The sequence below is a fragment of the Kingella sp. (in: b-proteobacteria) genome (genome assembly GCF_030527935.1).
Taxonomy (GTDB): Bacteria; Pseudomonadota; Gammaproteobacteria; order Burkholderiales; family Neisseriaceae; genus Kingella_B.
Window position 1 is genome coordinate 1 of record NZ_JAUMZV010000056.1, and the last position, 11645, is coordinate 11645.

The window sequence follows — 11645 nt, forward strand, 5'->3', positions numbered from 1 at the left end:
GTTCATTTACGGTATTGTCCTTGAAATACTGTAAACAACGCTAGGGATTTCTACAAATTAGGCAGCCTGAAATCTATTTTTTACTCACGGCGGACTGTATCAGCATTTGCGTGCCAAACCAGCCCCAATAGATGCGGTGCGCTTGGATTTTGCTGTTTTGGATTTGCATCAATTCCAAAATATCCACTTGGTTGCCATCGGGCGTATGGCGCGGGTATTCCCACACCAGCGTGTCGCCTGCAACGAAATATTGCCCTGTGCGATACCAGCGCACTAACTCGTTGGGGCGGCGGCGCGTGCCTTCTTGCAAAAAGGCGAGAATTTCGGCGCGCCCGTGCAACACGCCGCTGTCTTGCTGCATGATGATGGGGACGAGCGGGCTTTCAAATTGGGCATCATCGGCGTAAAGGTTAATCAGGGCTTCGGTGTTGCGGGTTTGGGCGTATTCGTGCCATTGGGTGTAGATGCGGGTGAAGTCGTTGGTCATGGTGGGGTTTCCTTTTTCAGGCTGCCTATACGCGGGCGGGGAAGGGGCTGTTGGCATTCGGCTTGCGAGCGGTTTTTTGAGTAAAAAATGCCCGAATGCAAGGAAAAAAGCGCAGCAAGGTTGGACACCTTGCGAGCATTTTTGACGCGGCAGGCGGGTATTTTTTGCCAAAAATACCGCCGCAATGCCGATTGCCAGCAGCCCCCTTGGCAGCCTGAAACCATCCCCGCGTTCCTACGGCTTGCTTGCAAGCCGTGCGCTGGCAAAATCAATCAGAAAACACGGATTGCCAGAGTTTAACGGCAAACAGGCAAAAGAGTAAGCCAACTGTGGCTGCACCGAGCGCGGCGAGATTGCGTTGGTGGCGCAGTTTGGCGAGCAGTTTGTCGCCCGCCAGCGCGAGCGTGGCTAGGTAGCACATGCTGAGCGTTTGCATCACGGCGGCAAGGATAAAGAAGCTGAGCGCGGGGTGGGGATACTGCGGGTTCACAAAGGGGATAAAAAACGATAGGAAAAACAGGGCGGCTTTGGGGTTGGATAGGCTTAATAATAGGGCGTGGCGGAAGACGTTTTCGTGGGCGTGTACGGTGGCGGGGGCTTGGGCAGCGGTGCGGCGGCGGGCTGCCCATGCGCCGCGCAGCATATTGATGCCGAGATAGGCAAGGTATAAGCCGCCCGCGCATTTGAGTGCGCCAAACAATAGGGGGTGGCTTTTGAGCAGCGATGCGGTTCCGCCCACGGCGCATAAAATCAGCACGCTGTCGCCGATGAAAATAGCTGCCATCACTTTGGCTGCTTGGCGCGCGCCTTGTTGGGTGGCGACAGCTAGGCAGTATAGGGAATTGGGACCAGGTATCAACACGATGGTAATCGCGCCAATTAGGTATAGGGGGAAGTCTATGATGCCGTACATGGTTTTTGGGTTTTAGCTACGCCGAACTGCGGTTCAGGCTGCCTGAAAAGGCTATTTTACTGTATCTTAACGCTGGGTTTTAGAGTTTTCAGACTGCCTTAACGCGGGCGCAATGATGGCAGCCTGAAATGCTTGCCGCGCCCCCTACGGTTTGCTGGCAAACCGTGTATCAGGCAATAAGATTTTTAGCATGTGATGATTTGGGCTTAGAACCGCCGCTAACCGCCCAACTTTACCCATTCTTACGCTTGCTAAATTTGGGCTACACAAAAGCCCCCTATAATCCCACGCTTCTCGGCAGGATTGCCGCAACCCCAAGGAGTGTTCCATGAAAAAAACCATGCTTGCCAGCCTGATTCTGTCGCTGGGCATCACCGCGTTGCCCGCACAAGCCAAAGGCAACAGCGGCTACATCAGCCGCGCCAAAGCGGTTGCCATCGCCAAAGCCCGCGTGGGTGGTGGCAAAGTGGACAATGTAGATTTTGAGCGCAGCCGTCGCCACGGTGCGTATTACGAAATTGACATTGAAAACCGCAAAGGCGATTACGAAGTGCGCGTGAACGCCCAAACAGGCAAAGTGATTTCCGTGCAGCGCGATGATGACGATGATGACGACCATCACCGCCGTTCGCACCATCATCGTGATGAAGACCGCTACGATGAAGAGACGTAACCCAACGGCAGCCTGAAACGGTTGCATCAACTAACCGCAGTTCGCAAGGGCAGATGATTATCTGCCCTTTGTTTTTGCGCAGGCGCGGGTCGCATGACGCGCAAACATTTCAGGCTGCCTATGCCGCCCACCGCTTTGCTACAATCCGCCCCGCAAAACCATCGGACAAACAACATGAATTGGTGTGTTTACTTATTACTATGCGCCAACGGCGCGTTATACACAGGCATCAGCAATCGCCCCGCTGCGCGGCTGGCAGCGCATCTGGCGGGCAAAGGCGCGAAATACACGCGCAGCCATCGGGCGCAGGAAATGCGGATTGTGGCGTGCTGTTTAGACCGCCGCGCAGCGAGCAAGCTGGAATGGGCGTTAAAACGCATGACGGCAGCGCAAAAGCGCGCATTGTGGGCAACAGGGCGCGTGGTGGCGGATGGCATTCAGGCAGCCTGAAAACGGTGCGCAACAAAATGCCGCTTGCAATCTAATCGCCAGAGCACGGCTTGCAAGCAAGCCGTAGAAGCGCGGGAAAACGTTTCAGGCTGCCAACCACCGCGCCCGCGTATAGGCAGCCTGAAATCCAAAATGGAGCGGCGACGGCTCGTCGCCAAATAGCTCATCCAACGGAGCTTTCAGGCTGCCAATATGTCGGCGAGCCGCGACACCCCATCGGTTGCAGCTTTGGCAAAGGTTTCAGGCTGCCTTTGCCATGCTGTCGCGCATACCGCACAGCACAAGCGCGTTACAGCAAGCAGCGTTGGCAACCCCGCGCCATCCAGTGGATAATGCGCGTGGCGATGTTGCTATTTTGGGAGTGATTGCGATGAAAAAATTGAGCTTGATGATGGCGTTGGCGTGGTGCGTGCCTGCGGCGTGGGCGGCGGATGGCGTGTCTTGCGCGCGCGAAAAGGTGAGCAAAGGCGGCTTGGTGAACACGACTGTCTGCACGATAAACAGCGCGAGCGTGGACAAGGCGTATCAAGCGGTTTATTACACGGACAACCCGCGCATAAAAGGCTATTTGCAAGGGCTGAAACTGCCCGCCAAGCTGCCCGCTAAAAGCACCAAGCTGGTGGTGGCTTCGGGCGAGAAGCGGGATTGCGGCAAAACGAAAATAAACGGGGAATGGGTGGACGATACGCCCGAGCCGAAAATGGAATTAGCCATTACCCGCCGCGCCAATGGGGTGCATATTCGGGCGGAAGAAGTGGATAACTGCGCGAATGTGGAGAATTTTGAGCTGACGTTTAAGCGCGTGGGAAACAAGGTGCGGATGGTTTACGAGTGGCATCACAGTTGATGCGGGATGAATAGTAGGCAGCCTGAAAATCGGTTTCAGGCTGCCTTACTTCCCCATCAAATCCCCACCCCAAGCCAGCCTGAAACGTCTATAATCATCCTGTTCCCCCCCAACCCAAAGGATGTGCAAAATGAGCAACTTAACCCAAGACCAACTCAAACAAATCGCCGCCGCCAAAGCGGTGGAATTTGTGCCTGAAAACGAATACATCGGCATCGGCACAGGCAGCACCGTGAACTTCTTTATTGAAGCGCTCGGGCAAAGCGGCAAAAAAATCAAAGGCGCGGTAACCACGTCGCTTAAAAGCGCGGAGTTGATGGCGAAATACGAAATCCCGCAAATCCAGCTCAACGAAGTAACGCGGCTGGGCGTTTACATTGACGGCGCGGACGAAATCAACCACATGATGCAAATGATAAAAGGCGGCGGCGCGGCGTTGTTGCCCGAAAAAATCGTTGCTACACTGTCCGACCAATTTATCTGCATCGCCGATGAAAGCAAATATGTGCGCAAGCTGGGCAAGTTTCCCTTGCCGGTGGAAGTGATTCCGATGGCGCGTTCTATGGTGGCGCGCAAACTGGTGAAACTGGGCGGGCAGCCTGAATTGCGCATCGGCTGCAAGACCTTGCACGGCAACGAAATTTTGGATGTGCACGGGCTAGACCTTTCCGAACCAATGAAAATGGAAGACGCGCTCAACCGTATCACAGGCGTGGTGGAAAACGGCTTGTTTGCCCACCGCTATGCCGATTTGTTGATACTCGCCAAGGAAGGCGGCGCGGAAGTGATTCAAGCGCACGTTGGATGATGGATAACAACGTTTCAGGCTGCCTTGATGGATAACAAGGCAGCCTGAAAAAAGGTTTGCCGCTGTTGTCGGCATCATTTCAACCCCTTCAATCTCCACAACGAAGGCAGCCTGAAAACGCGACAAATCCGTTTTCAGGCTGCCTTAATGGCATCGCACCCGCCATCAAAACTTCGGCAGTTTCACCGCCAAATCATCCGACCAAGCCGCCTGCCCATTGGTGCGCACATAGCCATTGCCCACCATGCCGCCTTTGAGCAAGCCTTTGTATTGCAGCGCCGTTTCTTTTGGAATCCGCAGTTTCACTTTAAACATCAGCTTCGCCCGCTCGCTTGCCGTTTCCACGTTTTTCGGCGTGAACTGCGCTTCGGTGGCGATAAAGCTGATTTTGGCGGGGAACACCGCATCCACGCCGTCTAGCTTAATCCGCGCTTCATCGCCCACTTTCAGGCTGCCTACTTGCGCGGTGGGCAAGAAAATCGCCATGCTCGCATCGCTAAAATCCAGCAGGCTCGCCACCTTGCTGCCCGAGCCAATCACATTGCCCTCTTGCGCGATTTTGTATTCCACCACGCCATCTTTCGGGCTGGTGATGTGCATATCATCGTTGGCAGACTGCGCCAGTTTAAGCTGCGCCTGCCGCGCAGACACACCCGCTTGCGCTTCCGCCACTTGCGCTTGCGCCTGCCGCACCGCCGCCAAGGCTTCCGCTTTTGCCGCCTGCGCCGCTTTCACCGCTGCCGCCGCGCCATCGCGTTGCGAACGGCGACGCTGCGTTTCTGCGGGCGAAACCAAATCTTCGCTTTGCATTTTGCCCGCGTTATCCAATTCCATTTGCGCCAATTTTTGCTGATGCAACTGCGCCGCAATCTGCGCATCCGCCCGCGCCACCGCTTCCTGCGCCTGTTTCACCCCCGCTTGCGCCCGTTGCACCGTCTCTTTCGCCGCCAATTCGCCCGCTTCGGCTTCTTCCACGCGGCTAGACGTGGTGTCAGACGACAATTCCGCCAACACATCGCCCGCCTTCACTTCGCTGCCCTCGTCCACCTTCATCGCTTTCACGCGCCCCGCATACAAGCTGGCAACATCAATGCGCTCCAATTCCAGCCGCCCATTGGAAGCCACAATGTTTTCAGGCTGCCCACTCGCGTGCTGCTTTTGGTAAGCCGCAAAACCCGCTGCCCCCGCAGCCACAATCACAACAGGAATAATCCATTTTTTCATAGCGTTTCCCTCGCACTAAACAAAGCATTTATCATCCAATCCACCCGCTGCGCCAGCGCATCATCCGTGAGCTGCTGCAAAATCGGCTGGCGCAATTCATCGGGCACCACGCGAATGCGGTTAAACGTGTTCGCCGCCAAAATCGACAGCAAAATGCTGGTTTGCATTTGGCTAATCGCCTGCATCGCCTGCTCGTCCGATAGCTGCGGCGCAATCTCGCGCACCATTTCGCGCACAATGTGAAACTCGCGCAACATCAAATCCTGCATACTTTGCTGCGCCGTCGCCACATTATCCGCGCTATCAATCATCATCCGCGTAATCCACGGCACTTCATCGCGCAACGATAAGGCAGCCTGAAAATACAAACGGCGCAAGCGTTCCAACGGCGGCGCATCCTCGGCAAACTCGGGCGCAAGCCAGCCAAACGCGCGTTGGAAATGCTGCGCAAACACCTGCGCCATAAAATCATCCTTGTTGGCAAACAAATGATGAAATAGCCCCGAGCTGAGCTTGGCTTCTGCTGCCAACACCCGCACCGATAATTTTTGATAACCCATTTGCGGATACAGTTTTTCCGCAGCAAGGATAAATTGTTGAGAAGACGAAATATCGAGCGACATACAAGTGGTTGGACAGTTGTCCAATAAAGGTTAAAAAATGAGAACCTGTGTTCATTATTTGCATAGGCATATTTGATGACATAAAAGCGCGGATACAGGGCAAAAAGCACAGCAAGGTTGAACACCTTGCGAGCATTTTTAACGCGGTAGCCGCGTTTTTAGGGCATTAAAGATGCCTATGAAAATAGTGAATGCAGGTTCTTGCGGCAGCCTGAAAATCATGCTTGCCTGTTACTAGGATAGATAGGATTAACAAGAGACCGAATTGTAGCCCAGCCCATCAACTCGGTGCAATGTTTTCATGGGTTTCAGGCTGCCTTAACACCATGAAACCTTGTATAATCCGCCGCGCAGGCAAAACAGGCAGCCGCCGCGTGGCAACACGGGGAGGAAAGTCCGGGCTACACAGAGCACAATGCCAGCTAACGGCTGGGCGTGGCAACACGACGGAAAGTGGCGCAGAGAGCAAGACCGCCGATGGCGCAACGCGCACAGGCAAGGGTGAAAAGGTGTGGTAAGAGCGCACCGTGCCGTTGGTAACAACGCGCAGCAGGCTAAACCCCATTGGTAGCAAGACCAAACAGAACGCATTAACGCTGCTCGCCGAGCGTTCGGGTAGGTTGCTTGAACTTTGTGGTAACGCAAAGTCTAGATGAATGGCTGTCCCACGACAGAACCCGGCTTATCGTTTCGCCTGCATCTCAGAACCTGTATTCACTATTCCCATGGGCATCTTTCATGCCCTAAAAACGTGGCTACTGCGTTAAAAATGCTCGCAAGGTGTTCAACCTTACTGCGCTTTTTGCCTTGTATCCGCGCTTTTATGCCATAAAATCTACCCATGGGAATAGTGAATACAGGTTCTCACAAAAAAGGCAGCCTGAAAACCGTTTTCCCGGTTTCAGGCTGCCTTATCTTGCGCAGTAAAACAATTAGAAAATAGATTTAATCATGCCCGCAGTTGCCGCGATGCCACCAATCAAGCCCACTGCGCCAGCGGCTGTGCCCATTGCGCCGTTGATTTGGTCGCGTTTATTGGCACGTTTTTCACGCTCCAATGCCAACTCTTCGGATACGTTAGCACGTTGACGGCGGTGTTGTTCCAACTCGGCGCGAGACAGTTGCGCTTCTTTGCGGTTGCGACCTGCTTTGATGGCGGCAGAATCGCTGCCGATCGCCATATCGCCCACAGAGCTACCGCTGGTGGTGCAACCTGTTGCAATGAACGCAGTTAAAACTAAAAATAGGATATTGTTTTTCATAGCATGAACTCCAATAGATTAAAAATTTAGTGCAGGATGTACACTTTGCGGTCGCCATAGGCGCGGTTGATGGCATCGGCTTCGTCCATCATTTCTTCGCGGCGTTCGCCACGGCGTTCGCGGCGTTCTGCGCGTTCAGCAGCTTGCACGGCGCGAGAATCGGCTTCCATGGCAGCAGATTGCTCAGGCGTTGGGTTGAAGTGTTGTGTGCCGTAGGTTACGCAGCCTGTTAAGCTGGCTGCCAATAGCAAAGATAATAGCGTGTGTTTTACCACGATGATTGCTCCGTTTTAAGAAAGGAAAAATGGCAAAAAAAAAATTAAGCCAATAGGAAAGTGAGTATTTTACCTGAATATGGGGATTTCTTTATTTATTTTTACAAATTAGGCGGCGTTTGTTGATAAAAACACCACATGAAATGTATTTACATTCAGCGGTGTAGGTATTTGGCAAAAAGTGCGATGGTTACCATCGGCAGCAGCCTGAAAGTAGGATTGAAACCGCGTATAATCGCGCCCAGTTTCATCCATAGGCAGCCTGAAAATATGATTAGGGGCATGATGATGCGCACTCAATTTTGCCTTGCTGCGATGCTTTTATCTGCCCTGATGTTGGGCGGTTGCGCCACGGGAATGATGCACGACAAGGTTAATGATTTGCCCGAGCAAAAAGCCATGTGCAGCCAAGAAACCTTGCGCTACATGGGCTTGGACAAGGATAGCCAGTTGATTATGCTGACGGATAAGCATCATTTTGTGTTGTCGGCGCATCCGTCCGAGCAGCCGTATCCGGCGAAAATTTTTGCCAAGCTGAACCGCTGGACGCAGCAGTATCCCGAAGCCGCGCCCAAAATCAGCCCTATTCAGTTGCAAAAGGGCGGCAGTGCCAAGACGGAAATCTCGTGGCAGATTGAAAATCCCGCTGTTATCAAGGATATAGCCAGCGAATACGATTGTCCTTGCATGAGAAAGCATCCGCAAAGCAGTGTGCTGTTTATCAAATTGGCGTATTCGGGCAAATCCTACACCGCCCAGCCCAACACCGATTACCGCGTCAACGGCATGACGGCGATGAATACGCCGATAAACGTGGTTCAATAGCGCCACAGCAAATCATACGCCGCCGCCAAAGCCGCTGCCGTGTTGGCAACGCCGTTTACTGCGGCGGTAGATGTAATTACGCTGCCGATTCAAGCCCCTGTTTTCATTGACGGCTTTTCAAAAGTTCGGCATTAACCGATTTATTTTCAGGCTGCCTATTGGCGATTGTGGATAGGGCAGCCTGAAAACGATACACCAACCCATTTTCAGGCTGCCTTTTGCTGACGAATAAGGCAGCCTGAAATCCTAAAAACGAAAGACACACCATGACCCAACTCACCTACCCCCACACCTACGACATCATCATCGTCGGCGGCGGACACGCCGGCACAGAAGCCGCGCTGGCTGCCGCGCGCATGGGCGCGGACACGCTGCTGCTCACCCACAACATCGAAACGCTCGGGCAGATGTCGTGCAACCCGTCTATCGGCGGCATCGGCAAAGGGCATTTGGTGCGCGAGTTGGACGCGCTCGGCGGCGCGATGGCGTTGGCGACCGATATGTCGGGCATACAGTTCCGCCGTCTCAATGCCAGCAAAGGCGCGGCGGTTCGCGCCACCCGCGCCCAAGCCGACCGCATTTTGTACAAAGCCGCGATACGCGAAATGCTGGAAAACCAGCCCAATCTGTCGCTGTTCCAGCAGGCGGCGGACGACATTGTGTTGGAGGGCGGGCGCGTGTCGGGCGTGAAAACCGCGATGGGCGTGGTGTTCCAAGCCCGCGCCGTGGTGCTGACCGCCGGTACCTTTCTCGCAGGCAAAATCCACATCGGTTTGGAAAACTACTCGGGCGGTCGCGCGGGCGACCCCGCCGCACAATCGCTTTCAGGCTGCCTGAAAGAGTTAAATTTGCCGCAAAGCCGCTTGAAAACCGGCACGCCACCGCGCATCGACGGACGCACGATTGATTTTTCCCAACTCACCGAACAGCCGGGCGACACGCCCGTGCCGGTGATGTCCGTGCGCGGCAACGCCGCCATGCACCCGCGCCAAGTGTCGTGCTGGATTACGCATACCAACCTGAAAACACACGAGATTATCCGCTCAGGCTTTGACCGCAGCCCGATGTTCACCGGCAAAATCGAAGGCGTGGGCCCGCGCTACTGCCCGTCCATCGAAGACAAAATCAACCGCTTCGCCGACAAAGACAGCCACCAAATCTTCCTTGAACCTGAAGGCCTGACCACCCACGAATACTACCCCAACGGCATCTCCACCAGCCTGCCGTTTGATATTCAATTAGCCCTTGTGCGCTCGATGAAAGGCTTGGAAAACGCCCACATTCTGCGCCCCGGCTACGCGATTGAATACGACTACTTTGACCCGCGCAACCTCAAAGCCAGCTTGGAAACCAAAACCATCGGCGGCTTGTTTTTCGCCGGGCAAATCAACGGCACAACGGGCTACGAAGAAGCCGCCGCACAAGGTTTGCTGGCAGGCGCAAACGCCGTGCAGTATGTGCGCGGCAAAGAGCCGCTGCTGCTGCGCCGCGAACAGGCGTATTTGGGCGTACTCGTGGACGATTTGATTACCAAAGGCGTAAACGAGCCCTACCGAATGTTCACCAGCCGCGCCGAATACCGCTTGCAACTGCGCGAAGACAACGCCGATATGCGCTTAACCGAAGACGGCCACAAAATCGGCTTGGTCGGCGAAGCCCAATGGCGGGCGTTTAACGAAAAACGCGAAGCTGTCGAGCGCGAAATCCAACGCTTAAAATCCACTTGGTACACCCCGCAAAAACTGCCCGAAGCTGAACAAATGCGCGTGCTGGGTCAAAAACTCAGCCGTGAAGCCAATTTGCACGACCTGCTGCGCCGCCCGAATCTGAACTACGCGGATTTAATGACCCTGCCCGAAGCGAAGCCGCAGGAAAACCTTTCAGACGACGTGGTGGAACAAGTGGAAATCCAAGTGAAATATCAGGGCTATATCGACCGCCAGCAGGAAGAAATCGACAACCGCCGCGATATTGAAACGCTCAGGCTGCCTGAAAATATTGACTACGCCAAAGTGAAAGGCTTATCCGCCGAAGTGCAGCAGAAGCTGAATAAGCACAAACCCGAAACGCTGGGGCAGGCATCGCGCATTTCGGGGGTTACGCCCGCCGCCGTTGCGCTGCTGATGGTGCATTTGAAGCGCGGGTTTAAAGGGGCGAACTCTATCAAGCGGAAGCCATGATGAAGCAAGGCAGCGATACCGATTACGACATCAAAATCACCCACCGCCGCAACGGCAAAGTGCAGTGGATACGCGACCTTGATGCCTTTAATGCAAAAGAGCTAAACCTCATTGATTTGGACGACTACAACGGCGACGGCTACACCGACATCGCCGCCACCGTTAGCGAGGGAGAAACGCTGAACGGCACCAATCTCTATCTCTACCAGCTTAAAACAGGGCAATTTGCCGAAGCCGAAGGCATGGAAAACATGGGGCAAATAGAAGCAGACGGCAAAGGCTGCGTTCTCGTCAGCTACCGCATCAATAGTATGGACTACAACGAAGACCGATATTGCTGGAAAAAAGACCGCTGGCAAACCGCCCGCAAGCGTTAAGCAATAAAAAGACAGCCTGAAAAACCGTTTTCAGGCTGCCTTTTACCTATCTTGGTTGATAACAAGCAGCACAGATGAAAATCCTAAAACCCACTCCTTCCCACGCCAACGCTAAAAAGAATGGTGGTACAGCCAAGTTTTCATCGCAGAAGGCTCAAATCAAGCAGATTGAGTGATAAATTGATAACTGCTTGTTTGTTTGTTGAGAAATATATATAAGAAAGTGGTGTCGTGATACATTTTCGTAACGTCCATTTGCCCGATAAAAATCAACGGTTCCTGCTCTATTATCCAATCGGGGCTTTGTAACCATTTGGGTTTACTGCCATAGCAGATAAATTTTTCTTTGATGATTTTCTTTAATTCTTTTAAACGATGGGGATAGTATTGGTTATACAGGTTGTCAATATAATGACAGTTATTGGGCAGCCAATTTGGGACGGCATTCTGCATAAGCTCAAAATTTTCTTGGTAAAAAGGGCTTAAACGGTACGGTGTGCCGTTTTTATCCAAAATCTCTTTCAGGCTGTCTATCAGATTTATTCAGGCAGCCTGAAAAACTGGCAGCAGGTGGGCGGCGACGACAAAAGTATCCGCGCCTTCCAACGCCCCGAAAATTCAGGCTCGCAAACCGCGCTGCAAAAAATTAGGGGCTGTCCTAGATAACTAGGATAAATTACTTCTTACCAATTGTTTTAAAA

At 53.4% G+C, this 11645-nt stretch carries 18 protein-coding genes and 1 other RNA gene; 9 read left to right on the forward strand and 10 right to left on the reverse strand.

All coding sequences use genetic code 11. The annotated features are described in order from the left end of the window. Positions 1–73 precede the first annotated feature (73 nt). Positions 74–487 carry a nuclear transport factor 2 family protein gene (locus tag Q4A85_RS12445; RefSeq protein WP_303110871.1) on the reverse strand — a complete coding sequence of 138 codons (414 nt, stop codon included), beginning with the start codon at positions 485–487 and terminating at the stop codon, positions 74–76. Between the two features lie 268 nt (positions 488–755). Then, positions 756–1400, reverse strand: coding sequence for a leucine efflux protein LeuE (gene leuE, locus Q4A85_RS12450; RefSeq protein WP_303110844.1), 645 nt, complete (start codon positions 1398–1400; stop codon positions 756–758). A gap of 328 nt (positions 1401–1728) precedes the next feature. Between leuE and Q4A85_RS12455 the strand changes: the two genes are divergently transcribed. After that, positions 1729–2073: a PepSY domain-containing protein gene (locus Q4A85_RS12455; RefSeq protein WP_303110846.1), complete on the forward strand. Its 345-nt coding sequence runs from the start codon at positions 1729–1731 to the stop codon at positions 2071–2073. Positions 2074–2247: 174 nt separating this feature from the next. Beyond that, positions 2248–2523: a GIY-YIG nuclease family protein gene (locus Q4A85_RS12460; RefSeq protein ID WP_303110873.1), complete on the forward strand. Its 276-nt coding sequence runs from the start codon at positions 2248–2250 to the stop codon at positions 2521–2523. Here the strand turns inward: Q4A85_RS12460 and Q4A85_RS12465 are convergent. Next, positions 2511–2690, reverse strand: coding sequence for a hypothetical protein (locus tag Q4A85_RS12465; RefSeq protein ID WP_303110848.1), 180 nt, complete (start codon positions 2688–2690; stop codon positions 2511–2513). The two genes, Q4A85_RS12460 and Q4A85_RS12465, sit on opposite strands and share 13 nt — an antisense overlap. Before the next feature lie 53 nt (positions 2691–2743). Between Q4A85_RS12465 and Q4A85_RS12470 the strand changes: the two genes are divergently transcribed. Continuing rightward, the gene (locus tag Q4A85_RS12470) at positions 2744–3370 is read left to right on the forward strand and encodes a hypothetical protein (RefSeq protein WP_303110849.1); all 627 of its coding nucleotides are present in this window, start codon (positions 2744–2746) and stop codon (positions 3368–3370) included. Between the two features lie 130 nt (positions 3371–3500). Then, positions 3501–4178 carry a ribose-5-phosphate isomerase RpiA gene (gene rpiA / locus Q4A85_RS12475; RefSeq protein WP_303110850.1) on the forward strand — a complete coding sequence of 226 codons (678 nt, stop codon included), beginning with the start codon at positions 3501–3503 and terminating at the stop codon, positions 4176–4178. 165 nt (positions 4179–4343) lie between these two features. On the opposite strand, the gene Q4A85_RS12480 is transcribed toward rpiA, so the two are convergent. Both Q4A85_RS12480 and Q4A85_RS12485 read right to left on the reverse strand, forming a co-directional pair. Next, complete coding sequence (locus Q4A85_RS12480; protein WP_303110852.1) at positions 4344–5402, reverse strand: HlyD family secretion protein; 1059 nt, start codon at positions 5400–5402, stop codon at positions 4344–4346. Then, positions 5399–6025, reverse strand: a complete 627-nt coding sequence (locus tag Q4A85_RS12485) for a TetR/AcrR family transcriptional regulator (RefSeq protein ID WP_303110854.1) — start codon at positions 6023–6025, stop codon at positions 5399–5401. The genes Q4A85_RS12480 and Q4A85_RS12485 overlap by 4 nt, the downstream gene beginning before the upstream one ends. 351 nt (positions 6026–6376) lie before the next feature. Between Q4A85_RS12485 and rnpB the strand changes: the two genes are divergently transcribed. Further along, positions 6377–6726: RNase P RNA component class A (gene rnpB / locus Q4A85_RS12490), an RNA gene on the forward strand. A gap of 231 nt (positions 6727–6957) precedes the next feature. Here rnpB and Q4A85_RS12495 read toward each other — a convergent pair. The 3 genes from Q4A85_RS12495 to Q4A85_RS12505 form a co-directional block, all read right to left on the reverse strand. Continuing rightward, entirely contained in the window at positions 6958–7287 is a 330-nt protein-coding gene (locus tag Q4A85_RS12495; RefSeq protein WP_003793085.1) for an NGK_0946 family protein, read from the reverse strand. 26 nt (positions 7288–7313) lie between these two features. Next, complete coding sequence (locus Q4A85_RS12500) at positions 7314–7562, reverse strand: hypothetical protein (RefSeq protein ID WP_303110858.1); 249 nt, start codon at positions 7560–7562, stop codon at positions 7314–7316. A gap of 155 nt (positions 7563–7717) precedes the next feature. Beyond that, positions 7718–7846: a hypothetical protein gene (locus tag Q4A85_RS12505; RefSeq protein ID WP_303110860.1), complete on the reverse strand. Its 129-nt coding sequence runs from the start codon at positions 7844–7846 to the stop codon at positions 7718–7720. 31 nt (positions 7847–7877) lie between these two features. On the opposite strand from Q4A85_RS12505, the gene Q4A85_RS12510 reads away from it, so the two are divergent. Then, positions 7878–8387, forward strand: coding sequence for a hypothetical protein (locus Q4A85_RS12510; protein WP_303110862.1), 510 nt, complete (start codon positions 7878–7880; stop codon positions 8385–8387). A 103-nt stretch (positions 8388–8490) separates the two neighbouring features. Here Q4A85_RS12510 and Q4A85_RS12515 read toward each other — a convergent pair whose 3' ends face one another. Further along, positions 8491–8655, reverse strand: coding sequence for a hypothetical protein (locus Q4A85_RS12515; RefSeq protein WP_303110864.1), 165 nt, complete (start codon positions 8653–8655; stop codon positions 8491–8493). Here Q4A85_RS12515 and mnmG point away from each other — a divergent pair. After that, on the forward strand, positions 8654–10567 hold the full coding sequence (mnmG, locus tag Q4A85_RS12520; RefSeq protein ID WP_303110865.1) for a tRNA uridine-5-carboxymethylaminomethyl(34) synthesis enzyme MnmG: 1914 nt from the start codon (positions 8654–8656) through the stop codon (positions 10565–10567). The genes Q4A85_RS12515 and mnmG overlap by 2 nt on opposite strands. After that, positions 10567–10944 (forward strand): hypothetical protein, encoded by a 378-nt coding sequence (locus Q4A85_RS12525; protein ID WP_303110867.1) that lies wholly within the window; start codon positions 10567–10569, stop codon positions 10942–10944. The genes mnmG and Q4A85_RS12525 overlap by 1 nt, the downstream gene beginning before the upstream one ends. A 159-nt stretch (positions 10945–11103) precedes the next feature. Here Q4A85_RS12525 and Q4A85_RS12530 read toward each other — a convergent pair whose 3' ends face one another. Continuing rightward, positions 11104–11457: a hypothetical protein gene (locus Q4A85_RS12530; RefSeq protein ID WP_303110869.1), complete on the reverse strand. Its 354-nt coding sequence runs from the start codon at positions 11455–11457 to the stop codon at positions 11104–11106. On the opposite strand from Q4A85_RS12530, the gene Q4A85_RS13280 reads away from it, so the two are divergent. Further along, on the forward strand, positions 11452–11610 hold the full coding sequence (locus tag Q4A85_RS13280) for a substrate-binding domain-containing protein (RefSeq protein ID WP_368500220.1): 159 nt from the start codon (positions 11452–11454) through the stop codon (positions 11608–11610). The genes Q4A85_RS12530 and Q4A85_RS13280 overlap by 6 nt on opposite strands. The last annotated feature ends 35 nt before the right edge of the window (positions 11611–11645 follow it).

What these genes read in the sequence shown, in the direction of transcription:
- Q4A85_RS12445 (WP_303110871.1), bottom strand. Translation starts at nt 487, where the DNA reads ATGACCAACGACTTCACCCGCATCTACACCCAATGGCACGAATACGCC.
- leuE (WP_303110844.1), bottom strand. Translation starts at nt 1,400, where the DNA reads ATGTACGGCATCATAGACTTCCCCCTATACCTAATTGGCGCGATTACC.
- Q4A85_RS12455 (WP_303110846.1), top strand. Translation starts at nt 1,729, where the DNA reads ATGAAAAAAACCATGCTTGCCAGCCTGATTCTGTCGCTGGGCATCACC.
- Q4A85_RS12460 (WP_303110873.1), top strand. Translation starts at nt 2,248, where the DNA reads ATGAATTGGTGTGTTTACTTATTACTATGCGCCAACGGCGCGTTATAC.
- Q4A85_RS12465 (WP_303110848.1), bottom strand. Translation starts at nt 2,690, where the DNA reads ATGAGCTATTTGGCGACGAGCCGTCGCCGCTCCATTTTGGATTTCAGG.
- rpiA (WP_303110850.1), top strand. Translation starts at nt 3,501, where the DNA reads ATGAGCAACTTAACCCAAGACCAACTCAAACAAATCGCCGCCGCCAAA.
- Q4A85_RS12480 (WP_303110852.1), bottom strand. Translation starts at nt 5,402, where the DNA reads ATGAAAAAATGGATTATTCCTGTTGTGATTGTGGCTGCGGGGGCAGCG.
- Q4A85_RS12485 (WP_303110854.1), bottom strand. Translation starts at nt 6,025, where the DNA reads ATGTCGCTCGATATTTCGTCTTCTCAACAATTTATCCTTGCTGCGGAA.
- Q4A85_RS12495 (WP_003793085.1), bottom strand. Translation starts at nt 7,287, where the DNA reads ATGAAAAACAATATCCTATTTTTAGTTTTAACTGCGTTCATTGCAACA.
- Q4A85_RS12505 (WP_303110860.1), bottom strand. Translation starts at nt 7,846, where the DNA reads ATGCCCCTAATCATATTTTCAGGCTGCCTATGGATGAAACTGGGCGCG.
- Q4A85_RS12510 (WP_303110862.1), top strand. Translation starts at nt 7,878, where the DNA reads ATGCTTTTATCTGCCCTGATGTTGGGCGGTTGCGCCACGGGAATGATG.
- mnmG (WP_303110865.1), top strand. Translation starts at nt 8,654, where the DNA reads ATGACCCAACTCACCTACCCCCACACCTACGACATCATCATCGTCGGC.
- Q4A85_RS12515 (WP_303110864.1), bottom strand. Translation starts at nt 8,655, where the DNA reads ATGGTGTGTCTTTCGTTTTTAGGATTTCAGGCTGCCTTATTCGTCAGC.
- Q4A85_RS12525 (WP_303110867.1), top strand. Translation starts at nt 10,567, where the DNA reads ATGAAGCAAGGCAGCGATACCGATTACGACATCAAAATCACCCACCGC.